The following is a 23,326-nucleotide window of genomic DNA, read 5'->3' on the forward strand; positions in this document are numbered from 1 at the left end:
CCTTACCGGCCTTCGAGGCCTGAACGTAATCGGCATACCGCGAGCTCAACCAATGTTGGCCAGAAGTCGAAGACGGCTTCCTCGATAGGCCTTATACATAGATGCAGCCGGGTCGCAGTGTTGAAAAGCGGGTGACAGTGGAGGCGAGTCCATACATAAGGGCGGAACCGCCAGTAGCCGTTACCAAAAAAACGGATATACACACAGTCTATATACCCGCCACCACTCGCTTAAGTCCGCATCCCCCGCCCACTCACCAACAACCGCGCACACCCCACATAAAGCACCAAGGTCGCCACCACCATGAAGGTAATCGCAATACTGATCCTGATGTCCGAAACCCCAAGGATGCCGTAGCGAAAAGCGTTAACCATGTGCAGCACCGGATTAGCCAGCGACACAGTCTGCCAAAACGGTGGCAGCAACGAGATCGAGTAGAACACCCCGCCCAGATAGGTCAGCGGCGTCAGCACGAACGTCGGGATAATGGAGATGTCATCGAAGTTGCGCGCAAACACGGCATTGATAAACCCCAGCAGCGAAAAGATCGTCGCCGTGAGCACCACCACCAATATCGTCACTCCCAAGTGATGCACCTGCAAATCGGTGAAGAACAGCGACAGCAAGGTCACGATCAAGCCCACCGCCAAACCGCGCAATACGCCACCCAAGGCGTAGCCGATCAGGATGGTATGGGGCGAAACCGGCGAGACCATCAACTCTTCGATCGAACGCTGGAACTTGGCGCCGAAGAAGCTAGACACCACGTTGCCGTAGGCATTGGTGATCACCGACATCATGATCAGCCCCGGCACGATGTAGTCCATGTACGTGAAGCCCCCCATGTCGCCGATCTGCCGGCCGATCAGGTTGCCGAAGATCACGAAGTACAAAACCATGGTGATGGCCGGCGGCAGCAGGGTCTGTGGCCAGATCCGCATGAAGCGCCGGACTTCACGGTAAACGATGGTATTGAGGGCGATGAGGTTGGGGCGCAGTTCGGAACTCATACAGCCACCTTCGCCAGGTTTTTCTCCACCAGGGACACGAACAACTCCTCGAGGCGATTGGTTTTGTTGCGCAGGCTCAGTACTTCGATGTTTTGCAGCGCCAGTTGGCTGAACAGCCCGGTGATACCCACGGCTTTATCCACCTGGACTTCCAAGGTGTGGTTGTCCACCAGTCGGGCCGGATAGCCAATGAGCTGCGGCGCGACCTGCAGATCGCTTTTCAGGTCCAGCAGAAAGGTTTCTACATGCAGTTGGCTGAGCAACTGCCGCATGCTGGTGTTCTCGACGATGGTGCCATGGTCGATGATGCCGATGTTGCGGCACAGCTGCTCGGCCTCTTCCAGGTAATGCGTGGTGAGGATGATCGTGATGCCTTTCTGGTTCAGCTCGGTCAGGAAGGTCCACATCGAACGGCGCAGCTCGATGTCCACGCCCGCGGTCGGTTCGTCGAGGATCAACAGACGCGGCTCGTGCACCAGTGCGCGGGCAATCATCAGTCGCCGCTTCATGCCGCCGGACAAGGAACGGGACGGCACGTCACGCTTGTCCCACAACCCCAACTGAGTCAGGTATTGCTCGGCGCGCTCGTTGGCGATCTTCGGCGGGATGCCGTAGTAACCGGCCTGGGTCACGACGATGTCGAAGGTTTTTTCGAACTGGTTGAAGTTGAACTCCTGGGGCACCACGCCGATGCAGCGCTTGAGCGCGGCGGGTTCGCGGTCCAGGTCATGGCCGAAGATATTCACCGTGCCGCTGGTTTTGTTCACCAGGGTGGAAAGAATACCGATGGTGGTGGATTTGCCGGCGCCGTTGGGGCCGAGCAAGGCGAAGAAGTCACCTTCGGCGACGTCCAGATCGATACCACTCAGGGCCTGGAAACCGTTGCCGTAGGTTTTGGTTAACTGCCGGATGGACAGAGCGGAACTCATATCGGATTTACGCACCAAGAAGGGAAGAAAGAATGAAATAAGGGCGGGCGACGAGTAATGCAACCACGGCGCATGAAGGCAATGGTGCGTGGCGTCGCCGCACAAGTACAGTCACGCGTGTCGATAGTAAGTATTAAGTCAACGCGGTCATGACGGCCTTACGGTAAGCCGGGCGCTGTTGCAAACGCGCGTACCAGGCCTGCACGTGAGGCAACGCAGCGCGCTCGATAGGCATCTCTGACCAGGCATAAATGAAACTGCCCAAGGGAATGTCGCCCATGCCGATTTCATCGCCCGAGAGGTAGGGCTGTTCGCTCAAGGTCTGCTCCACCATCGCCAGCAAGTGCTCGCACTCTTTGATCGCCGCCTTGATGGCCACCCAATCCTGCTGCTCGGCCGGGGTGCGCAAGACGCCCCAGAACACGGTGCGAAACGGTCCGGCAAAACTGGAGGTGGTCCAGTCCATCCATTTTTCAGCCTTGGCCCGTGCCTGTACGTCAGCGGGATACCACGGCGAACCCGCTGCATGGCGGGCGGCCAGGTAACGCACGATGGTGTTGGACTCCCAGAGCACGAAGCCGTCATCTTCGATCATCGGCACGCGGCCGTTGGGGTTCTTCGCACGGTATTCGGGGGTGTCCACCACGCCGAATGCGCCACCGGCGTCAATGGCCTCATAGGCCAGCCCCAGTTCTTCGGCACACCACAGCGCCTTGCGCACGTTCGATGAATTTTTCCGGCCCCAGATCTTCAGCATCACGGCGTCCTCGATGGATAAAATGCCGCAGCAGCATACGCCGGATCAGCCGCGACTCAAATCGCCCTGCATGCCGCCACAGGCATCGGTTCGCAAAGTGCTGAGTCTATCTACGGCGCTGGCTCGGCAATAACGGCATTTGCGCCAAACAATGGCGTTTTCTCACCTTGTTAACGAACGATTTCCCACGGCTGTTGCCAACCAGACTGGCGCCATGCATCCCGGGTTTCCCACGAAATCAATCACATCGCGCTGACCGCCGGTTTTGCAGATGCCGTCTAAGCTCTGAGGGTCGGTTTTGCCTTGGTTCACGGAGGATTACATATGCTGTTGTTGTGGATACTGGTCCTGGTTGTCGGGATAGCCTGGTTGGCGCATCGGCGCACTGCCCCGCTGCCCGAGCTGGGTATCGTCGCGATCTACCTGCTGGCCATGGGCATTTTCAGCCAGGCCCCCGGCTGGCTGATGCTGATCCTCTGGGTTGTGCTCGCGGCCGTTGCGGCCCCCCTGTTGCTGCCAGACCTGCGTCGCAAGTATTTCAGTGCGCCGATGTTCGACTGGTTCCAGGAAACCCTGCCGCCCATGTCCCAGACCGAACGCGACGCTATCGACGCCGGTACGGTGTGGTGGGATGGCGAGCTGTTCAGCGGCCGCCCGGATTGGGACATGCTGCTGGCCTACCCCAAGGTACAACTGACCGACGAAGAACAGGCGTTCCTCGATGGCCCGACCGAAGCGCTTTGCGCCATGGTCAGCGACTGGCAGATCGGCCAAGCCATGGACCTGCCGCCTGAAGCCTGGGCCCATATCAAGGAACACGGTTTCTTCGCGCTGATCATTCCGAAGGAATACGGTGGTAAAGGTTTTTCCGCCTACGCCCACTCCCAGGTGGCGATGAAACTGGCCACTCGCAGTGGCGACCTGGCGTCCACCGTGATGGTCCCCAACTCCCTCGGGCCCGCGGAATTGTTGCTGCACTACGGCACCGACGAACAACGCGACCATTACCTGCCACGACTGGCCCGTGGCGACGATATTCCCTGCTTCGCCCTGACCGGGCCGCTGGCCGGCTCCGACGCCGGAGCGATGCCCGACACCGGCATCATCTGCAAGGGTGAATGGGAAGGCCAGGAAACCCTGGGCCTGCGCCTGAACTGGGAAAAACGCTACATCACCCTCGGACCGGTGGCCACGCTTCTCGGCCTGGCCTTCAAGGCCTATGACCCCGACCATCTGCTGGGTGACGAGGAAGACCTGGGCATCAGCCTCGCCCTGATTCCCACCGATACCCCCGGCGTGCATATCGGCCGTCGTCACCTGCCCCTTGGCGCTGCTTTCATGAACGGGCCGAACTGGGGCAAGGACGTGTTTATCCCGCTGGACTTCCTCATCGGCGGCCAGGCGATGCTCGGCAAGGGCTGGATGATGCTGATGAACTGCCTGTCGGTCGGGCGCTCGATCTCCCTGCCAGCGGTCGGCACCGGTGCGGCGAAGTTCACCAGCCTGGTGACCGGCCAGTACGCCCAGGTACGAGAACAGTTCAACGTGCCGTTGTCGGCCTTCGAAGGCATCCAGGAAGCGCTGGCGCGTATCGGTGGCAACGCCTGGATGATGGACGCCGCACGCATGCTGACCGCCAACGCGGTGGACCTGGGGGAAAAACCCTCGGTCCTGTCGGCGATCCTCAAGTACCACCTGACCGAACGTGGCCGCGAGTGCATCAGCCATGCCATGGACGTGCACGGCGGCAAGGGCATCATCATGGGCCCGAACAATTACCTGGGACGCAGCTGGCAAGGCGCACCGATCTTCATCACCGTTGAAGGCGCGAACATCCTGTCTCGCAACTTGATGATCTTCGGCCAGGGCGCGATCCGCTGCCATCCGTTCGTGCTCAAGGAAATGGCCCTGGCCACCCGTGAAGACAAGGACCAGGCGCTGATCGAGTTCGATGGGCTGTTGCTCAAGCACATTGGTTTTGCCGTCAGCAATGCCGCCAGCACCTTGGTGCTGAACCTGGGCCTGGGGCACTTTGAAAAAACGCCTGGCAACGCCTTGAGCCAGGGTTATTTCCGCGCCCTCAACCGGCAGGCGGCGGCGTTCGCCTTGCTGGCGGACTTGAGCATGATGCTGCTGGGTGGTGAGCTCAAACGCCGCGAGCGCCTGTCGGCGCGCCTGGGCGATGTATTGTCCAATCTGTACCTGTCCAGCGCAGCGCTCAAGCGTTACCACGACCTCGACTCGCCGGATCATATGGCGCCGCTGTTCACCTGGGCCATGGAAGAAAGCCTGGGTCAGTCGGAGCGCGCACTGGACGAATTGCTGCGCAACTTCCCGAATCGGGTGCTGGGTTGCCTGTTGCGCTTGGTGGTGTTCCCCTTCGGCCGTCGCCACAAGGGCCCGAGCGACAGGCTGGATGCCGAAGTGGCGGCCGTGATCGGCCGAGCCAAGGGCGATCCGACCCTCGAAGAGTTGCTACAGGGCTGCTATCGCCCGCAATCGAGCGACGATCCGGTGGGCGCGCTGCAACACGCCTGCGACCTGCTGGCCGCCGCTCATCCGCTGCACAAGAAACTGCACACCGCGTTCAAGCAAGGCCAGCTCAACCCGGCTCCGGGCGAACACCTCATCGACGCAGCCCTCGAAGCCGGTGTGCTGCAGGCCGGTGAAGCCCAGACCCTGCACGCGGCCGAAGCGGCGCGGCGCAAGGTCATCGATGTGGATGATTTCGATAAAGAGGAACTGACGCTCGCCGAAGCTAAAGTCCGCTGATCCGGGCGAAGATGTACGCTCAACCATGTAAATGCAGGCGCAGGGGCTTTATACTCCTGCGCCCGTTTTACTCTTGAGGACTTATCTCGTGTCCAATGTCGTTGCCGATCACCTTGTCTTGCTTGACCACTTGCGCAGCATCCTGGTCGCCGTAGGTGAGGCCGAACAGGTCCCTGAAGAAAGCCATGCCCTGTTTCTGGAGCGCTTCGACGAATTGCGCGCGCAACTGCCCGTTGACCCGATCGAAAGCCAATACCTGGGCCAGGACCTCTTGTGCCAGGTGATTGTCCGTTACCCACAGATCGCCCACCTGGTGCCGCGCGACCTGCTCTGGTACTTCGCCGGCGACTGCCTGCACTACATGCCCGACGAAGAAATCGCCCTGTACCAGGCCTTGGAAGAACGTCGTTTCGAGGCCGAACAAAACGACGAACCCTTCGACTGGAACCAGGAAAAACAGTTGCTGGCGATGTCGGATCAAGACAGCAAGCACTGATAGCATTCAGCAGTTCAAAAGGCCCGCACGGTTAACCCCTGCGGGCCTTTTTTTACTGCCGTTGCCCAAGTGCGCTGCCTGGACGGGCCTCATCGCGAGCAAGCTCGCTCCCACAGGTTAACTGCTGTGAATGTAGAATGTGTGCTCGCCATCGACCCAGGGTGGGAGCGAGCTTGCTCGCGATGAGGCCCGTCAAAACAACCCATCACTCTCTGGCAGCTCATAGTGCGCCGCGTCCTTACGGGTACGACTCTCCCCGCCCATTGTGTGCAAGGTCGGCTCTTTCTCCAGACACTCCACCAGATAGTCAATGAACACCCGCAATTTCGGTGGCAGGTAACGCGTCGGTGAGTGCAGCAGCCACAAACCGCCATGGTAGGAAGCCATGAACGTCCAATCGGCCAACACCTGCACGATCAACCCCTGCTCCAGCGCATAACGAGCCGTGAAGTACGGCAAGCTGCCAATGCCGATGTGCTGCAAAACCGCCCCCAGCCGCACGCCCGTGTGATTGGCCGCATAGCGTCCGCGCACACCGACGGTGACAGACTTGGTGCCTTTCTTGAATTTCCAGCGAGCGTCGCTTGGGTTTTCCCCCAGATAGATACAGCTGTGCTCCAGCAAATCATGGGGATGCTTGGGAACGCCGTGCTCAGCCAGGTACTGTGGCGTGGCGCAGAGCAGGTGATCAATGGTCAACAGCTGACGCCCCACCAGCCCGGCCGGCGGTTGGTCGGTGATCCGGATGGCCAGGTCGACGTGATCGTCGATCAGGTCGACCTGCCGATCTTCCAGCAGCAACTCCACATCGATGTTGGGGTAACGCCGCAAGAATTCCGGCATGTGGGGATGGACTACAAAGCGCCCCACCGCCTTGGGCACGCTGACCCGAATCCGCCCCTCGGCTTGCTGGGTGAACTGACCGCTGATTTCCATCACTGAGCGGGCAGCCGCGACCATCTCCTGGCATCGTTTGAACACCTCCTCCCCGCCATCGCTCAAACGCAATTTACGGGTGGTGCGCTGCAACAATCGGGTCGCCAGGGCTTTCTCCAGGCGCGAAATACTGCGGCTCACAGCCGAGGGCGACGAGCCTGACTGGCGGGCCGCCTCGGAGAAGCTCCCGGTTTCCACGACCTTGACGAAAATGGCCATTTCGGCGAGCAACGGAAGCGGTAGATTTATGCTCATGGCGCAACAGTCCTTTGAAATTTGAATGGATTATCACCAATTTCAGCACACTCTATAATCCCGCCACGAAATTCTGATAAGGACATGGAAGGTGACCCTTCGCCTCTTTTTCCATAGCGATGACCTCAAGGCCAATGTGGAAGTCCTGGATTGCAGCCCCCGGGAGAATGAATTTGCCGTGGTCCTGCGTGACACTCTGTTCCATCCTCAAGGCGGAGGTCAGCCCTGCGACACCGGATGGATCGGTGAAAGCCAGGTCCTGCGCGTTGTCCAGGATGGATCACAGATCATTCATTACGTCGACAGCCCAGTGGCCCTGGGCATGACCTCGATTTGTGTGGATGAGCAACGGAGACGATTGAATTCACGCCTGCACTCAGCCGGGCATCTGATCGGTCATTTTGCCGAAACCCGCGGCTGGAAGCCGATCAAGGCTCATCATTGGCCTGGCGAAAGCCGTGTGCAATTTCAACCTGGGGAAGATCCTCAGGAACTGGACAGATCAATCATCCAGCAAGGCATCGATCAATGGATTGCCGAGGATCTGCCTCGCCTTGTCGCGTTGCGCGAAGGCACGCGAGAAGTCGGTTTCGGTGAGCTGGCCGCCTATGGCTGCGGCGGCACTCACGTGCGATGCCTACAGGAACTGGGCACGGTTACTATCGCCTCACTTTCTCAGAAAAAAGGAATGTTGTCGGTTCACTACCACGTGGACTGACACGCTGCGGACAGGAACACGGCTCACGCTGAGCGTTTATCTGTTGATGAACCCTGCCGCGACTTGAAATTGGTCAACCAAAAATGCGCAAAAGACAATTTATTGACGGCCATCCAACCTAAAATTTTCCTTCCGTCACTTTTTAGGCGTTTTTTTAATTTTAGGCGTGGCGCTTTGCCATGCTTGAACTACCTTCAAAAAGAAGCGAGTACGGAGACAGGTAAGCCGCTCCTCAAACGACCCGATCAACATCGGTCAACTTGCTCGACAACCCGGATATTCCGGTTCTCACAAAGCTTTTCGTAAGCTGCCTGCCGTTCGGTCAGGCCGGCGTCATGCGCCCATTTGCTTATAGCAACGAGGCCTGTGCCCGGACCGCTGAAGGGCTGAGTGAAATAGAAGGGGCAGCCCGGGCCTCTTAAGTGATCCGTGGCACTGGTTAAGCCTAAGGATGGCCTCTCTATCGAGGATCACTTCATGACCCATCGTACCGTGCCCGTATTAAAACAATTCATTCATGGCCTGTTCTGGATAGGCCTTGGCCTGGAGGCGGCTCAGGCCGCAGCGGCGAACTGTTCACAACTGGACAGTTTGCCGGCAACCTTCGAGGTCGGCCAAGGGCTTCAGAACGAACTGCGCATTCTCGCCCCCGTGACGAAGTTGGCGGTAGGCGACCCGAAAATTGCCGACGTGCAACCCAGTGGCAGCGATGCCTTCATCCTTACGGGCCTGATGCCCGGCGCCACCAGCCTGATGGTTTGGACGGATTGTTCGAAGATACCTCGCCAGAGCATGATTTTTGTCAAAGGCCGGGCCACTGAGGCGCTGACCAGTGCAGCGAGTCTCCCTTCCGAAGACCCGATGCTGCTCGCCCAGGTGCAGACCGAAATCCGTTTCGTTGAAGTCAGCCGGACCAAACTCAAGGAAGCCTCGACGTCGATTTTCGGCACCCGTGGCAATTTCCTGTTCGGCTCGCCGAGGACCTTGCCCACCATCGGCGGCATTGTCCGGCCTTCATTGCCGGTCAATAACGACATGTTCAACCTGTCTTTTGCCACCGGTAAGACCCTGTTGATGATCAACGCACTGGAAGGAAGCGGCTTCGCCTATACCCTGGCGCGGCCGAGCCTGGTGGCCCTCAGCGGGCAGAGCGCTAGCTTCCTGGCCGGCGGCGAAGTGCCGATCCCGGTGCCCAGTGCCGGCAGCGACAACGTGTCCATCGAGTACAAGGAGTTCGGTATCCGCCTGACCCTGACACCGACCGTCATCGGCAAGAACCAAATCATGCTGAAGGTCGCGCCGGAAGTCAGCGAGCTGGATTTCACCAACGCCGTGAACATCGCCGGAACACTGGTTCCGGCGCTCACCGTGCGTCGCACCGATACCAGTATCGCCCTGGCCGATGGCGAGAGCTTCGTCATCAGCGGCCTGATCAGCACACGCAACAGCTCCCAGGTGAACAAGTTTCCGGGGCTGGGCGATGTACCGATTCTCGGCGCGTTCTTTCGCGACAACTCCATCAATCGCGAAGAGCGCGAGCTGCTGATGATCGTCACGCCGCACCTGGTCCAACCGTTGGCGGCCAATGCGCAACTGCCGAGCTTACCGGGCGAACAACTGCGCAATTACGACCCGAATTTCTACCGCATGTACTTCCTCGAACATGGCGAGTTCGACAACCGCAGCGGGCTTTCCCAATGAGCCGGCACCTGATGGGCAAGGCATCCGATCTCCAACGGGTTGCCAAGGGGCATTCAATGAAAGCAGTGATCGCAATAGCGGCGAGCTTGATGCTTGTCGGCTGTGCCAGCAACAGCGTGGTGGCGTCACGCACGGCCGATTGTGCCAAGCCCGGATCCGACCAGGAACTGGCCCTGAACATGGCTGAAGACATGGCCAACGAGGGCCGTTTGTACGCCAGCCTGGCGAACCTCGAACGCTTGCCCGAGGATCTGGTCCAGGTCCGCCTGCGTAAGGCTCGGGTGCTGCGCCTGATGGGGCGCAACGAAGCCGAACCGTTGTACAAAAGCCTGCTAGGGACGTGCCTGGCCGCTGATGGTGAACATGGCCTTGGTCAGTTAGCGGCCGCCAAAAATGACAATGCGGCCGCGATGCAATACCTCGAACGCGCAGCGAAAATGGCCCCGACCGAAGGCAAGATCCGCAATGATCTGGGGGTCGTCTACCTCAATCAACGACGCATTTCAGAAGCCCGCTTCGAGTTCATGACCGCCATGGAGCTTCAGCAGTCAGACACACTGGCCGCGCTCAACATGGTGACCCTGCTGATCTACCAGGACAACTGGAAGCAGGCCGCCGAGCTCGCGAACATGGCCAAGCTGAGCCCCCAACAAGTGGCAGATGCCCAAGCCCGTGCGGAAAAAATCAGGGGGTCGGCCACCAACACAATGACGTCACCCGCCAACCGCCCCACCGAGATCGTCGATGCCTCAACCGGCGCGGTCAAGTAGAGCGTTACGAGGAGTCCGAGAGATGAAAGCCAAACAACTGATTATCGTGTGCATGATGTGCCTGTCCACCACCACCTGGGCGATTGAGCCAGGCCCCTCTTCGGCCGCTCAACAAGGCACCGAGGGCTGGATGCAACTGCAGATCCGCGGCGTGGTGGCCTCCACCAACCTGCAAACCGCCTCGGCCGCCGAACGCGAGATGGCCATGCAGCGCTGGCTCAACAGCTTCAACTATCCGATCCCGGAGTTCTTTGACCAAGACTCGGGTGGAGAGATCACCAGCAGCAAATGAAACACGGCAAACGAAAGACCACAGCCTCCGGGAGTGCCTGCATTCGATTCGATGTAGGCACTCCCGGAGGCTGTGGTCTTTTGGTTTGAACGGTCGGCAGACAGGAGTAAACCTGTGGGAGCGAGCTTGCTCGCGATCGCGAACTGACATTCAACCACTTTCATTACTGACCCACCGCTATCGCGAGCAATCTCGCTCCCACAATGGGCCGGCGCTGAACACAAGACTCATGAACACCCAGGATCACTTGTGGGAGCGAGCCTGCTCGCGATGGCGGACTAACAGCCAACACCTTCATCGACTGACCCACCGCTATCGCGAGCAAGCTCGCTCCCACAATGGGCCGGTGCTGAACACTAGACTCATGAACACCCCAGATCACTTGTGGGAGCGGGCTTGCTCGCGAAGGCAGACTGACAGCCAACATCTTCATTGACCGAACCACCGCTATCGCGAGCAAGCTCGCTCCCACAATGGGCCGGTGCTGAGCACAAGACTCATGAACACCCCAGATCACTTGTGGGAGCGGGCTTGCTCGCGAAGGCGGACTGACAGCCAACACCTTCATTGACTGAACCACCGCTATCGCGAGCAAGCTCGCTCCCACAATGGGCCGGTGCTGAGCACAAGACTCATGAACACCCCAGATCACTTGTGGGAGCGAGCTTGCTCGCGAAGGCGGACTGACAGCCAACACATTCATGGACTGTCAAACCACTATCGCGAGCAAGCTCGCTCCCACAATGGACTTGCGGCAGGGCACGGGAGGTCTACATATTCCCGAAGGCCCTGAACACGCCGATCATGGCCGGGCCGATAGCGACCAGGAAGAAGCTCGGCCACAGGCAGAAGATCAACGGGAAGATCAGCTTGGTGCCGATCTTGGCACCCATTTCTTCCGCGGCCTGGGTACGCCGGTCACGAAACTCATCGGCGTAGATCCGCAGGGTGTCGGCCACGCTGGTGCCGAAACGAATGCTCTGCGCCAACAGGCTGACCAGGCCCTGGATATCCTCCAGCCCGGTGCGCACGGCCAGTTGTTTAAGCGCCTCGGTGCTGGTGATGCCCGCGCGAATCTGCGCATTGACCAGCGCCAGTTCCTCGGCCAGTTCGACCTGGCTGACCGACATTTCTTCAGCCACCCGCTCTATCGTCGTGGGCAGGGCCAGGCCCGACTCGACGCAGACCACCATCAGGTCCAACGCATCCGGGAACGCGGCACGCAACCGGCCCTGCCGTGCCTGCTTGCGTTTGCCGACGTAGATCGCCGGCAGCAACCAGCCGATGCCCGCGATGAGAGTCACCGCCAGCAGACCGATAGCCACTGAAACCTTGACCATCGGCAGCAGCAACAACGCAATGCCGACCAGCAACAGCGGCAGCATCAGGCGCACCGCCCAATACATCTGCACCGCCGAGGCAGAACGGTAACCGGCGTGGGTGAGCAAGGTCTGGGTCGCGGACGTGTGGGCCTGGTCGGTCGAAGCAAAGCGTTGGCCGATCCGTTCCAGCAAGAGCTGCAGGTTACCCGGCGCCTCCTGTCCCGTCGTGCTTCCAGCGTAACCGCGCTTGATCAGCGCCAGGCGCCGCTGCACCGGATCCTGCAGGCCCAGCATCAATAGCAGCAGCGCGACGGCCGCCAGCACCGTGCTGAGACCAATCGCGGCGATGAATAACAGGCGTGCCAGTTCTTCGTTACCGGTAAACCGACTCAACAATCCGAGCAAAAAGTCCATGACTGAAACCTCTCGGCGCAACAGCGCTTAAACCTGGATCCGGATGATCTTTCTTATCCAGAAAATCCCGATCAACATGGCGCAGAACGCGCCGATGATCAGCTTGTGCCCTATAGGGTCATTGATCAGCACCGGCATGTAGCTGGGGCTGGTGAGCACGATGGCGATCGCCAGCACGAAGGGGATCGCCACCAGCACCCAGGCCGACATGCGTCCTTCAGCCGACAGCGTCCTGATCTTGCGCTGGAAACGAAAACGCCCACGAATCAAGCGACTCAGGCGTTCCAGTACCTCGGTGAGGTTGCCGCCGGTCTCGCGGTGGATGAGGATCGAAGTCACCAGCATCATCACCGTCATGCTCGGCATGCGTTCCAGCAGGCCGAGCATGGCCCGGCGCACGTCGTTGCCATAGTTGATGTCGGAAAAGGTCATGCCGAATTCCTGGGCGACCGGCCCCTTGTGCTCCTCGGCGACCAGACGCAGGGTTTCGTTGAACGGGTGGCCGGCGCGCAGGGCCCGGCACATGGCGTCCAGCGCATCCGGCAAACCTTCCTCGAACGCAGCGAAACGCTTGCTGCGATCACGCATGATTTTCAGCACCGGCAGCCAGGTCAGCGCAAACGTCGCCAGCAGCGCCAGCCACCAGACCGGCGAAACCATCAGCACCAAGGCACCGGACGCCACGCCCAGGACCAGCCCCAGCAGCATCACCCGATAGGCCCGGTATTCGTGGCCGGCCTGCTCGATCAGCTGTGTCAGGTTGGCCATGAACGGCAGCTGTTCAAGCCTGGCCTCCAAGGGCGACAGGCGCGTCAGGTACTTCTGCCGCAACACGGTTTGCATGTTGGGCAAATGGTTGGCTTTCTCCAGCACATGCAGGCGCCCACGGATGCGCTTGCGCATTTTGCCGGCCTCGCCGAACACCGGCACCACCACGCCCTGGGACAAAAGGAACACCGCAATGAACACCATGGCGAGGAAAATCAGAATGAATTCACCAGGGATGTTGTTCATGACTGCCGAGCCTCCATCCACTCAGGACGGAACAGGGTCAGCGGCAACTCGATGCCGCGCTTGGCCAGCACATCGCGGAATGCCGGGATCATGCCACTGGGCCGATAGTCGCCCAGTACCTCACCGTGCTCACCGATGCCCTGGCGCGAAAAGGAGAAGATTTCGGTCATGGTGATGATCTCCCCTTCCATCCCGTTGATCTCTTGCATGCTGACCACCCGTCGCTTGCCGTCTTCTTGACGCTCCAGCTGGATCACCACATCGATGGCCGAGGCAATTTGTTGACGCATGGCCTTGATGGGAAAAGTCGCGCCGGTCATCGACACCATGTTCTCGATTCGACCCAATGCGTCCCGTGCGGTGTTGGCGTGAATGGTGGTCAGCGAACCGTCGTGGCCGGTGTTCATCGCCGTAAGCATGTCCATCGCCTCGGCGCCACGCACCTCGCCGATGACAATGCGGTCCGGACGCATCCGCAAGCTGTTGCGCACCAATTCCCGCTGGCTCACCTCGCCGCGCCCCTCGATGTTCGACGGCCGGGTTTCCAGGCGTACCACATGGGGCTGCTGCAGTTGCAGCTCGGCCGAATCCTCGATGGTGACGATGCGTTCGTTGTGGGGGATGAAACTGGACAGTACGTTGAGCATGGTGGTCTTGCCGCTACCGGTCCCGCCAGAGATCAGCACGTTCAGGCGGCCACGGACGATGGCCTTGAGCAACAAGGCAATAGCCGGGGTCATGGTGCCCACTTGAATCAGGCTGTCAGTGTTGAGCAGGTCCACCGCGAAGCGCCGGATCGACATGCTCGGGCCGTCGATGGCCAACGGCGGAATGATCGCGTTGACCCGCGAGCCATCCTTGAGCCGGGCATCCACCAACGGCGAGGACTCGTCGATACGCCGCCCCAGGCTGGAGACGATACGGTCGATGATGTTCAGCAGATGCTGATCATCACGAAAGCGCACGTCGGTCCTTTGCAGTTTGCCGAAACGCTCGACATACACCGAGGCAAAACCGTTGACCAGGATGTCGGAGACGCTATGGTCCGCCAGCAGCGGTTCCAGTGGCCCGAGGCCGAGCACTTCATCGGTGATCTGCTTGATGATCAGTTGCCGGCTGACGGTACTCACTGGCGCCGAATGTTCCTCGAGCAGACGCTGGCAAATCTCGCGTATCTGTCGCGCGGCCTCGACTTGTTCCAGGGTATCGAGCAACGACAGGTCCATGACCTTGAGCAGTTGCTGGTAGATTTTTTCCCGCCACTCAGCCTCCACCGGCGTGACCTGGCTGCGGGTTTCGTATAGCACGTCCGGGATGGCCTGCTCCCAGGCCATCAACGCGTCTGTTGGGTCCGGCAGGCCGTCGCCGGGCTGGGCACCTGCTGAAGTGCCAGGTTTGGCGGGCTGCTTGCGCAAGCGGTTACGAAAGTCGCTGATCATGGGTCATCCCCCGAAAAAACGGTTGAAGGCACGTTTAAGCAGGCCCTTGTCTGTGGCCATCTGGTGACCGACGAGGTCTTCGGTCAAATCGCGCAGGGCGGCGGTGATCGCCGCCTTCGGCGCATGCAGCCCCAACGGCACGCCAGTGTTCTGACTCTGGCTGACCAGGTTGAAGTCATTGGGCAATTTCGACAGGTTCGCGCAACGCAGGGCCTCGCCGATGTCCTTGAGGCTGACGGCGGCGTTTTTGTCATAGCGATTGATCACGATCTGCAATTGGTCCCCGCGCACGCCCAGGTCCTCGCGAAGAATCCGCACCAGGGCGCTGGCGTCGCGCAAGTGGCTGACGCTCTGTTGCACCACCACGTATACCCGGTCCACTTGTTCCAACACCGAGCCGGTGAGGTGGTCGATCTGCCGCGGCAGGTCCACCACCACCCAGTCATAACTGGTGCGGGCCAGTTGCAACAGGGCATCGAGCTGTTCGGGTTGGGCGTCCTGGGGCAGGCACAACTCGCCGGCCCGGCCACCGAGCACATGCAGGGTCGGGCTGAAGTGGCTGCAAAAGCCCCGCAGCGCGACGCTGTCCATGTCGTCGACCTGTTGCAGCACTTCCAGATGACTGTGGGACTGCGCCACGTCCAGATAATGGGTCACGCTGCCAAATTGCAGGTCCATGTCCAGCAGCAACGTATTGCCTGCCCGGGCGCTGAGCTGCTGGGCCAGGTTGCACGCCACCAGGGTTCCGCCGGAACCACCCTTGGCGCTGATCACCGCGATCAGCTTCCCTTCGTTACCGTTGCCGAGACGGACTTCCGTCACCAGGCGATTCAGGGCGGCCACCAATTCTGTATCGGCGATGGGTTCGGGCAACACGTCCCGAGCGCCGGCCTGCATCGCCAGGCGCATGCCTTCCTGCTCACCCAAGGGACCGCACACCAGCATCGGCGGGCGTTCATGGGCCGGGCGTTGCAGCAACGCCGACAGCTCTTCGCGCCACAGATGGCTGACTCGCAACAGCAGCAGGTCGGGCATGCGGTCCAGGCCGTAGAGCGGATCGACATGCCCGTTGCTCACCAGGCGCGTGCTCACCTCAAGGCCAGGCATGCGCTGGCAGACGCATTGCAGGTCGCGCAGGGACGTGGCGTCGCGGCTGCTGATCAGTATCCGCAGCCCGGCTTTGCCGGTAGCGGTCGAGAGCGGAGTTTCCCTGGTATTCAGCATGGTGTGATCTCCCCGGAATCGGAATGACGCCCAAGGCTTTCGCGTGGCAAGGTTGCCCTGAACGCGGGCAAGGTAATGGGCACGCCTAAGCCGGGAATGAACAGGTTGAAAACGAAGTTCTGCACGCTCAAGCGAACGTAGCGAATGGCACGGAAACCGTTGGCGCCGGAGGTGTCGGCGGGGTTCGCCACGACGGCTCCGTTGACATCCAGGTAGGTCAGCGCCAGGTTCGAGGTCGCCAGGTTGGTGATCAGTTGGCTGGTGCCGGCGTCCGTCGCGGCGTTGAAGATGGCCCGGCGCAACACCACCGGGTCGCTGATATTGCACACCGCCGCCAGCCGGACTCCACGGCGCGCCGCTTCATCCAGCGCGTTGACCGTGAAGTACAACCGGCCCATTTCCACCACGCCGAACAGCAGGATGAACACCAGCAAGCCCACGAAGGAAAACTCCACAATGTAAGTGCCGCGCATGTGTTTGTGATTCATCACAGCGCCCTCATGACAGTGGTTGCGACCAACTGGATCCCCAGCGGAATGGCATTGCCGAAAAACCCTGGAATCGAACCTGTGCAGTTACCCGCACCGATCACCGGACAGAAGGGGTAGGTAATGGTGACGCGCACATGATCGATGCCCTCGGCGGCGACCTGAACGTGAGCCGTGGTCAACCCTGACACCACGGCGGTGCCGGTAGCACTGGGCACGCCATACACCGCGACGTTTTTTGTCTGGGTCAGCAACGTGTTGTTCAGCGTGATGCCGCCCAGGGTGGTATTCCACGCCTGGCTGGCGACGAAACGGTCGGCATCGCGACTGGCCTGCAACAGCACGTTGTACTGGTAGAGCATGCGGCCGAACTCGCCGAAGGCCAGCAGCAACAACAGCAGCAACGGCAGCACCAGGGTGAACTCCACCAGCGCCACGCCTTGCTGGGCTTGTGCTGGTTTGAAATGAGAAAGTCCCATGACGCCTCCTACGAGTCGGTGCTCGGCGTGCCGCTGTCGTTGAGATAGGTTTTGTAGAGCTGGATGATCTGCGGGCCGGAATCGGTGGATGGCGTAGGACCGGGTACGTTGTCGCCTTCGCACTCCTGGACGAACTGGCCGAAGATAATGGACTCCGAACCACCGCCGTCCACCGGCTGCACGACGAAATAGCAGCCGAACCCCAAGACTGGAATCGAGGTCGAGCCGCTCAGTTTCCCGGCGCAATCACCGATCACGATTTTCAACATCCGGCGCTCGAAAACCCCGTTGCTTTCACAACCGCTGGCGCCCCCCGCCACACAGGCGGCGACCTTGGCCCGCCAGTCGTTGTAGTCCTGTATCGCCTCGCCACTCGACGAGAGATCGCCGTTGCTCGAGGTAATGGGCTGGCCTTTGTATTGGGCCTGGGAGAGCGCATCGTTGTAGGTGATCGCCGGGGTGCCTGAGGCCGTGACCAGGTCCGGCGGGTAGTCCGAAGAACTGACGGGGCCGTTGTAGATACCGAAGCGCGTGTTCAAGCCTTGGGAAGTAGGACCGGCCTTATTACCGGGCGCAGTCTGGACGTTGTCCCCGACACTGCGACAAACCGAGCCACCACCGGCCAGATCCTCCCGGACAGCGCTGCCGCCCGAGCCGAAATCCAGCAATTGGAAGTTGCCCGGGCCGATGGGCGATGTGTTCCCCGCCGCCGTTTTCAAGACTTCCAGATCGCCAAACTGATACCCCCAGAAGTTGCCGGCGGCCGGGTTGTATTGAGTGGGATCGCCACAGACCATCAACGGCGCCAGGTCACAAGGCGAGGTGGGGCTGGGCCCTGCGGTGGCAATCGCCGCCACACGCTTGTTGCCGAGCCCGGCACTGCCCATCGTTTGCACGAAGCTCCAGAAAAAACCGTTCAATTGATAACTGGCCACCGACACCCGTACGTATTTGGCATCGGTAGGCCCGGGATAGGAGAACGGGCCATAGACGCTGCTGGACAGTTCCACCACGGCAAACGCCCCCGGATTGCCGGCGACCGCGGTGGCCAGCTCGGTGTTGCCTAAGGCGTTGGCATTTCTGTTCAGCGTGTCCAGGGCCGCCGCGCGGGTGGTGCTGGCCATGTTGATGCCGCCACTCACCTGGCTCAGGGTCTTGGCGCCACCCAGGGCCGCGGCATCCACCGCATTTTGCAGGCGCGTCTTGTTCAGCAGCATGTGCCCGCCATCCAGGGCCAAGGCCGCCATCATGGAAATCGCTACCAGCGCGATCACCATCAGTACACTCACCGCCCCTCCCTGGCGCCGGATATTGGCATTCATCATCGAGCCCTCATTACAACGTTTGAGGATCGGTATCGCCACGGCCCGGGCGGGCCTGGCATGGGGGCGTCACTCAGCGGACATTGATCACACTGCTTTCAACTCCGCGGATCAGCGTGATCGCCCCGCCTTGCGGCTTGGCACTGCGCTGCACCACAGGTTTTGGCACTGGGGCGGCCGCCATCGCCATGACCGGTGCAGGGGCTGGCGGAGCAACGGCCACGGCCTTCTTTTCCAGGTTCAAGGGGTTGCGCAGCGCCAGTTGCAGCTTGCCCTCGGTTTGCGCAGTGACCAGCGCTTCGGCTTCGGTGGCCGACATTTCCAGGGTCACGGCCCGCACCACCACCGGCTGGGTCTTGTCGGTGCCCGCCGTCTGGTCCACCGCCAGGACTCGCAGGTTTTCCAGGATCGTCCGGGAGGTCGCGCTGTTGCTGCCGGCGCTGGTGGTCTTGGTCGCCAATACATCGACCCGGTTGCCCGGCAAGAGGAAGCCACCCACGCCGACCACGTCATCCACACGCACCGATATGGCCCGTTTGTCCGGTGCGATCAGCGAGGCCAAGGTACTGCCGCCCAAATGCTCGCTCAAACGCGCGCCACGCACGATATCGCCGCGCAGAATGTCGAAGGTGGCGATCTTGCCTACAGCCTGCTCGCTGGAATCGAAGGCGTCGTCCGGGATCGTGTCCATCGGCATGCGCACGGTCGTGACCTGCTGGGCCTCGACCATTTGCCCGAAGGGGATTTCCACCGTGGCGACCACCACGCTTCGCAAATGATCATCGGGGGACGCGTTGAGTCGTGCGCTCAGCCAGGAGTCAGCCATCCATGCGGCACCAAGGCCCATTACCAGGGAAACGCCTATCAGGGGAAGCGTACGAGAGCTCATGTCGGTATCTCCAGATCAAAGGAAGTCGAGCTGAACGAAGTAGTTGTGCCAGGCCCATTCCAGCTCTTGCGGCGACAGGGGCCCGGAACCACCCAGGTAACGCTGGCGGTCAAGCGCCATGTTCAACAGGTCTCGTGGATGGCAAGGCACCAGCGGCATGCCTTCGCCTGCGTACAGCCGCTGCAGGACATGGCGCACCAGCAGCGGGTCATAGGGAATCCCCAGGCGTTCGCATTCCTGGCGCCAGATGCGTTCGTACTCTTCGGGCTTGAGGTAGCCGAACTGCACTTTGTAGCCAATGCGCCGCAGGAAGGCCTCGTCGGCCAGTTCGAGGGGATTGAGGTTGGTGGAAAACACCAGCACCAAGTCGAACGGCAACTCGCAATGCCGGCCGCCGCCCAGGTTGATGAAGTCGCGCTTCTCCTCCATGGGCACGATCCAGCGATTGAGCAATTCGGCCGGGGCCATGCGCTGGCGGCCCATGTCATCGATGATGAACAGGCCGTTGCTGGCCTTGAGCTGCAACGCCGCCTGGTATTGCCGGGTGAACGGGTCGTAGCGCACGTCCAACTGTTCCATGCTCAGCTCGCCGCCGGTAATCACGATCGGGCGTTTGCAGCACAGCAGCCGGCGGTCGATGCCTTCGTTGAGCATCAGGTTGTTCGATTGACCGTTGTCATCCAGGCGCTGGTGCACCTGCGGATCGTAGATCTCGATCACCGACTCGTTGATGACGATGGCATGGGGCACCCAGATGGCCTCGGCGAACAGCCGGATCAATCGGCTGCTGACATAGGTTTTGCCCGTGCCCGCCGGGCCGTAGATCATGATCGCCCGACCGGAGTTCAAGGCGACGCCCAGCTGGTCGAGCATGCCTTGGCTCAGCACCAGGCCGGCCAAGGCCTGGTTCATGTCCTTGGCGGTGATACGACCGTGGTGAATGGTCTGGATCTTGATCAGCGAGCGATAGGTGCTCACCGGAAACGGTGCCGCGCCGATATAGCCGCTGCGGGCCAGGGCATCGCGGGCCGAACTGCGACCGCGTTCGGTCAGGCCATAACGCAGCGTCTGCCCGCCCGTTTGCCCCAACTGGCCCAGCACTTCGACGCGACCGTCCTTGCGCAGGAACGCCAGGACTTCTTCCAGTACCGCGCCGGTCAGAGCCAGGCGCTCCACCAGCCGCGACATGTCCAGCACCCCGGCGTCGTGCAGATGCTTGCACACCAGCTCACCCAGGAAACTGTCAGTCAGGCCGGTGTCGCCAATGGTGCACGGCTGAGGCGCCAGGCGTTGTACCGCTTCCCGTTCGCTGGGGTAGGCATCGCTATCGTTGATGACGTGCATGACTAGACTCCCCAGCCGCCGGCAACCAGTTGCCAGTAAACGCTGTTCAAAGTACCGATCAGGATCGCAATCGAATAAGGAAAGGGCTTGCCGGCCACTTCATCCGAAGTGGGCGCCAGATAAGCCTGGGCTCGGACAATCAGCCAGTAGCGCGCCAGGGTCTGGAGCAGTTGGCCGCGGGCCAGGACGATCAGGAAACCGCACACACCGCCGGCGATCAGGCTGAACAGCGCCGCCCACAGTGCGTAATGAAAAGGCAGGAAGCTGCCGACCATGGTCATCAACTTGACGTCACCGGCGGCCATGCCACCGACTGCGTACATGGGCAGGAACAGCCCGAAACAGATCAACATGCCCAGCAGACTGTCGCCCAAGCCGCCGATCCCACCAGCGTACACCTGGCCGGCCAATCCCAGGGCAAGGCCCAACAGGACCAGCGTGTTGGGGATGCGGTGGCGAAGCAGATCGCTCACCACCGCCACACCCAGCAGTCCTAGCAGCAGTACCGTCGACACCAGCAATTCCATGGACATGATGCGTCTCCCTAGGGTGATTATCGTTAGCAGGCGACGTTGCCGTTCACGGCCTGGCACAGTGCCCGGATCTGGGTATTCACAGCACCGCCCAGAAGGACGAAGGCCGCTGCCACCAATACCGTGATCAAGCCACCCGCCACCGCGTATTCCACAATGGTCAGGCCGTCTTCATCTTTGGCGAACTGGCGGATCGAAGTTCTTATTGTCTGGAAAGTCATTTCATGAACCTCACGCTGATAAGAAGTACTGCTAGAAACCTGATGGGAGGGGACAGCGCAAAGTCCATTTGATTTATTCGTTGTACTCACCGCAAAAGAGTCGCAAGCGTTATTCCTTGAAAGTTACCGTGCCCCCTTCGCTGCAAGTTGCCGCTATCAGCAAGCAACGTTGCCGTTGACGGCCTGGCACAGCGCGCGGATCTTGGTATTCACGGCACCGCCCAGAAGTACAAACGCAGCGGCCACCAAGACCGTAATCAACCCGCCGGCCACTGCGTATTCCACAATGGTCAGGCCATCTTCATCTTTGGCGAACTTCAGTACCGAAGCCTTGATTGTTTGAAGAGTCATTTCGCACACCTCATCGGGGTTGTTTTCTCAGGGGCAGTGCATTGCGAACTGCCTGATGCAACCCTAGTCAGGGGGTGGGCAAAGCCGTTAGGAGGATTTTGCACATCGCTAGGATTTTTTTGCGCAGGGCCTGGGTGGCTATTCCCGGGCCTCAAACCGGCCCCATGAGGAGATGGCGCTAACGAATCGTTTTTTTAGACGAATTTATTCGGCGAGATAGTGGCACATTGGCAATACTGCTTAGCTAAAGGGCAGCAGGAACCACCGAGTAGTCGTCCTATGGTGCTGAATCTGACTGGAAGGCCAAAGTTATTGTGGTTCGATCTGACCCATGATCGCTCCACCCAGGAACTCATTAGCCAGTTTCAGGACACCTGCGACTGCACGCTGGCAAAAAATGCCCTGTTACCCAGTGGGGAACAGGTCGACATGATCTGCGTCCATTTCGATCGCCCCGATACTGCGGGTCTACGGCGACTGTTGGACATCAAGCGCACCCTCCCGGCCATTCCCATCACCATGTTCACTGTGCAGCATTCCGAAGAGCTGGCGGTCTGGGCCATGCGCTCCAGTGTCTGGGAGTACATGGTGCTGCCCCTGCCTGCCTCCGAAAGGAAACGCTACCTGACCGCCGTGGTGCAATTGTGTGAACTGCGCCGTCATGCCAACGGCCAGCGCAAGACTCCGCAGATCGACCACGCCCCAACCCTGCCAGACAGCATCCGCCTGACCTCCGGGCACCAGAAACACCAGGCCTTGAGCCATATCATGCTGTACATCGACCAGCATTTTCGCGAGAGCATTGACCAGAGAGATCTGGCGAAGCGTTGCGGCATGACGACGTTTCGTTTCAGTCGTCTGTTCAAGGAAGCCAATGGGCTCGGCTTCACCGACTACGTACTGAACAAACGCATGAGTTTCGCCAAGGAACTGCTCGACAACAGCCAGATGCCCATCACCAGTATCGGTTATGAGGCCGGCTTCAAGGACCCGTCCTACTTCGCCCGGGCCTTCAAGCAATACGCCAGCTGCACGCCCAGTGAGTACCGCTCGGCATACCCCACGCGCAGCGCCAGCCCCACGAGAACGCTGGATGACATGGCGGTAGACGCGCTGGAAAGCCTGGTGCACAGCCTGGAAGGTTGAAACTCTTTTCAGAAAGAACGTAGTCGGTGCGCAACGCACGCGCTCACGGAGCGAGATTTCTTCTCTCGATAGGGACTGACAGAACAATGCTGGTACGCGTCTCACCATACGCGTTGATGTTCGCAATGATATTTTCGATCTCTGCCATCGACTTCGCATAGATCCTGATCAGGTAGGAGTCGTTACCCGTGATGTGCAAGCACTCGACGACTTCAGGGATGTCGGTGAGCGTCGCTATTAGTTTGGACTTCGCCGGCTTGAGGGTGGTGATGCCGACGACGGCAGATATGCCGTACCCCAGTTTGGTTGGATCTAACTGAGCGCTATAACCCTTGATAACCCCGGCGTCCTCCAGCTTTCGCAACCTGTCCGTAGTGGCAGGAATAGAAAGACCCGCGTGCTTGGAAAGCTCGGTGATCGAAATGCGGCCACAGTCCTGTACCTTTCCCAGGATTTTTACGTCTATACGATCCATGTGCGTCTCCCCCGGTAAAAAGTATAAAA

The 23,326-nt window shown here is 60.2% G+C and carries 24 protein-coding genes; 7 read left to right on the plus strand and 17 right to left on the minus strand.

Annotated features, from left to right (window positions below; translation table 11 throughout):
- Nucleotides 1-230: 230 nt before the first annotated feature.
- The 3 genes from LOY70_RS21560 to LOY70_RS21570 form a co-directional block, all read right to left on the minus strand.
- Nucleotides 231-1,010 carry an ABC transporter permease gene (locus LOY70_RS21560; RefSeq protein WP_265029265.1) on the minus strand — a complete coding sequence of 260 codons (780 nt, stop codon included), beginning with the start codon at nt 1,008-1,010 and terminating at the stop codon, nt 231-233.
- Nucleotides 1,007-1,939, minus strand: a complete 933-nt coding sequence (locus LOY70_RS21565; RefSeq protein WP_123345951.1) for an ABC transporter ATP-binding protein — start codon at nt 1,937-1,939, stop codon at nt 1,007-1,009. The genes LOY70_RS21560 and LOY70_RS21565 overlap by 4 nt, the downstream gene beginning before the upstream one ends.
- Nucleotides 1,940-2,072: 133 nt before the next feature.
- A complete protein-coding gene (locus LOY70_RS21570; RefSeq protein ID WP_265029266.1) occupies nt 2,073-2,696 on the minus strand; it encodes a glutathione S-transferase family protein in 624 nt (207 codons plus the stop codon).
- A 324-nt stretch (nt 2,697-3,020) separates the two neighbouring features.
- Here LOY70_RS21570 and LOY70_RS21575 point away from each other — a divergent pair, with 324 nt between their 5' ends.
- Both LOY70_RS21575 and LOY70_RS21580 read left to right on the plus strand, forming a co-directional pair.
- Entirely contained in the window at nt 3,021-5,468 is a 2,448-nt protein-coding gene (locus LOY70_RS21575; protein WP_265029267.1) for an acyl-CoA dehydrogenase, read from the plus strand.
- Between the two features lie 88 nt (nt 5,469-5,556).
- The gene (locus LOY70_RS21580; RefSeq protein ID WP_003204309.1) at nt 5,557-5,964 is read left to right on the plus strand and encodes a PA2817 family protein; all 408 of its coding nucleotides are present in this window, start codon (nt 5,557-5,559) and stop codon (nt 5,962-5,964) included.
- Between the two features lie 192 nt (nt 5,965-6,156).
- Here LOY70_RS21580 and LOY70_RS21585 read toward each other — a convergent pair whose 3' ends face one another.
- On the minus strand, nt 6,157-7,155 hold the full coding sequence (locus LOY70_RS21585; protein ID WP_265029268.1) for a LysR family transcriptional regulator: 999 nt from the start codon (nt 7,153-7,155) through the stop codon (nt 6,157-6,159).
- A gap of 91 nt (nt 7,156-7,246) precedes the next feature.
- Between LOY70_RS21585 and LOY70_RS21590 the strand changes: the two genes are divergently transcribed.
- The 4 genes from LOY70_RS21590 (at nt 7,247) to LOY70_RS21605 (ending at nt 10,636) form a co-directional block, all read left to right on the plus strand.
- Nucleotides 7,247-7,873 carry an alanyl-tRNA editing protein gene (locus LOY70_RS21590; protein ID WP_265029269.1) on the plus strand — a complete coding sequence of 209 codons (627 nt, stop codon included), beginning with the start codon at nt 7,247-7,249 and terminating at the stop codon, nt 7,871-7,873.
- Nucleotides 7,874-8,350: 477 nt separating this feature from the next.
- The gene (locus tag LOY70_RS21595) at nt 8,351-9,574 is read left to right on the plus strand and encodes a type II and III secretion system protein family protein (RefSeq protein WP_265029270.1); all 1,224 of its coding nucleotides are present in this window, start codon (nt 8,351-8,353) and stop codon (nt 9,572-9,574) included.
- Between the two features lie 56 nt (nt 9,575-9,630).
- Nucleotides 9,631-10,344 (plus strand): tetratricopeptide repeat protein, encoded by a 714-nt coding sequence (locus LOY70_RS21600; protein WP_265029271.1) that lies wholly within the window; start codon nt 9,631-9,633, stop codon nt 10,342-10,344.
- Nucleotides 10,345-10,366: 22 nt separating this feature from the next.
- Nucleotides 10,367-10,636, plus strand: a complete 270-nt coding sequence (locus LOY70_RS21605; protein WP_265029272.1) for a DUF3613 domain-containing protein — start codon at nt 10,367-10,369, stop codon at nt 10,634-10,636.
- A gap of 770 nt (nt 10,637-11,406) precedes the next feature.
- Here LOY70_RS21605 and LOY70_RS21610 read toward each other — a convergent pair.
- From LOY70_RS21610 to LOY70_RS21665, 12 genes are all read right to left on the minus strand, one after another.
- The gene (locus tag LOY70_RS21610; protein WP_063324892.1) at nt 11,407-12,372 is read right to left on the minus strand and encodes a type II secretion system F family protein; all 966 of its coding nucleotides are present in this window, start codon (nt 12,370-12,372) and stop codon (nt 11,407-11,409) included.
- 27 nt (nt 12,373-12,399) lie between these two features.
- Nucleotides 12,400-13,386, minus strand: coding sequence for a type II secretion system F family protein (locus LOY70_RS21615; protein WP_123415931.1), 987 nt, complete (start codon nt 13,384-13,386; stop codon nt 12,400-12,402).
- Nucleotides 13,383-14,825, minus strand: coding sequence for a CpaF family protein (locus LOY70_RS21620; protein WP_265029273.1), 1,443 nt, complete (start codon nt 14,823-14,825; stop codon nt 13,383-13,385). Before LOY70_RS21620 ends, LOY70_RS21615 begins: the two co-directional genes overlap by 4 nt.
- Before the next feature lie 3 nt (nt 14,826-14,828).
- Nucleotides 14,829-16,049, minus strand: coding sequence for an AAA family ATPase (locus tag LOY70_RS21625; protein ID WP_265029274.1), 1,221 nt, complete (start codon nt 16,047-16,049; stop codon nt 14,829-14,831).
- On the minus strand, nt 16,043-16,537 hold the full coding sequence (locus tag LOY70_RS21630; protein ID WP_265029275.1) for a TadE/TadG family type IV pilus assembly protein: 495 nt from the start codon (nt 16,535-16,537) through the stop codon (nt 16,043-16,045). Before LOY70_RS21630 ends, LOY70_RS21625 begins: the two co-directional genes overlap by 7 nt.
- On the minus strand, nt 16,537-17,016 hold the full coding sequence (locus LOY70_RS21635; RefSeq protein ID WP_063324887.1) for a TadE/TadG family type IV pilus assembly protein: 480 nt from the start codon (nt 17,014-17,016) through the stop codon (nt 16,537-16,539). The genes LOY70_RS21630 and LOY70_RS21635 overlap by 1 nt, the downstream gene beginning before the upstream one ends.
- An 8-nt stretch (nt 17,017-17,024) precedes the next feature.
- Nucleotides 17,025-18,341, minus strand: coding sequence for a TadE/TadG family type IV pilus assembly protein (locus tag LOY70_RS21640; RefSeq protein ID WP_265029276.1), 1,317 nt, complete (start codon nt 18,339-18,341; stop codon nt 17,025-17,027).
- Nucleotides 18,342-18,411: 70 nt separating this feature from the next.
- Nucleotides 18,412-19,227, minus strand: coding sequence for a Flp pilus assembly protein CpaB (cpaB, locus tag LOY70_RS21645; RefSeq protein ID WP_265029277.1), 816 nt, complete (start codon nt 19,225-19,227; stop codon nt 18,412-18,414).
- A 15-nt stretch (nt 19,228-19,242) separates the two neighbouring features.
- Nucleotides 19,243-20,571: an AAA family ATPase gene (locus LOY70_RS21650; protein ID WP_265029278.1), complete on the minus strand. Its 1,329-nt coding sequence runs from the start codon at nt 20,569-20,571 to the stop codon at nt 19,243-19,245.
- A gap of 2 nt (nt 20,572-20,573) precedes the next feature.
- Nucleotides 20,574-21,104 (minus strand): prepilin peptidase, encoded by a 531-nt coding sequence (locus LOY70_RS21655; RefSeq protein WP_265029279.1) that lies wholly within the window; start codon nt 21,102-21,104, stop codon nt 20,574-20,576.
- 26 nt (nt 21,105-21,130) lie between these two features.
- The gene (locus LOY70_RS21660) at nt 21,131-21,325 is read right to left on the minus strand and encodes a Flp family type IVb pilin (protein WP_265029280.1); all 195 of its coding nucleotides are present in this window, start codon (nt 21,323-21,325) and stop codon (nt 21,131-21,133) included.
- Between the two features lie 156 nt (nt 21,326-21,481).
- On the minus strand, nt 21,482-21,676 hold the full coding sequence (locus tag LOY70_RS21665; protein ID WP_008070254.1) for a Flp family type IVb pilin: 195 nt from the start codon (nt 21,674-21,676) through the stop codon (nt 21,482-21,484).
- Nucleotides 21,677-21,955: 279 nt separating this feature from the next.
- Here LOY70_RS21665 and LOY70_RS21670 point away from each other — a divergent pair, with 279 nt between their 5' ends.
- A complete protein-coding gene (locus LOY70_RS21670) occupies nt 21,956-22,822 on the plus strand; it encodes a DNA-binding response regulator (protein WP_265029281.1) in 867 nt (288 codons plus the stop codon).
- A 43-nt stretch (nt 22,823-22,865) separates the two neighbouring features.
- On the opposite strand, the gene LOY70_RS21675 is transcribed toward LOY70_RS21670, so the two are convergent.
- A complete protein-coding gene (locus LOY70_RS21675; protein WP_123345963.1) occupies nt 22,866-23,297 on the minus strand; it encodes an Lrp/AsnC family transcriptional regulator in 432 nt (143 codons plus the stop codon).
- Nucleotides 23,298-23,326 lie beyond the last annotated feature (29 nt).

The organism is Pseudomonas sp. B21-054, assembly GCF_026016345.1.
Classification (GTDB): domain Bacteria; phylum Pseudomonadota; class Gammaproteobacteria; order Pseudomonadales; family Pseudomonadaceae; genus Aquipseudomonas.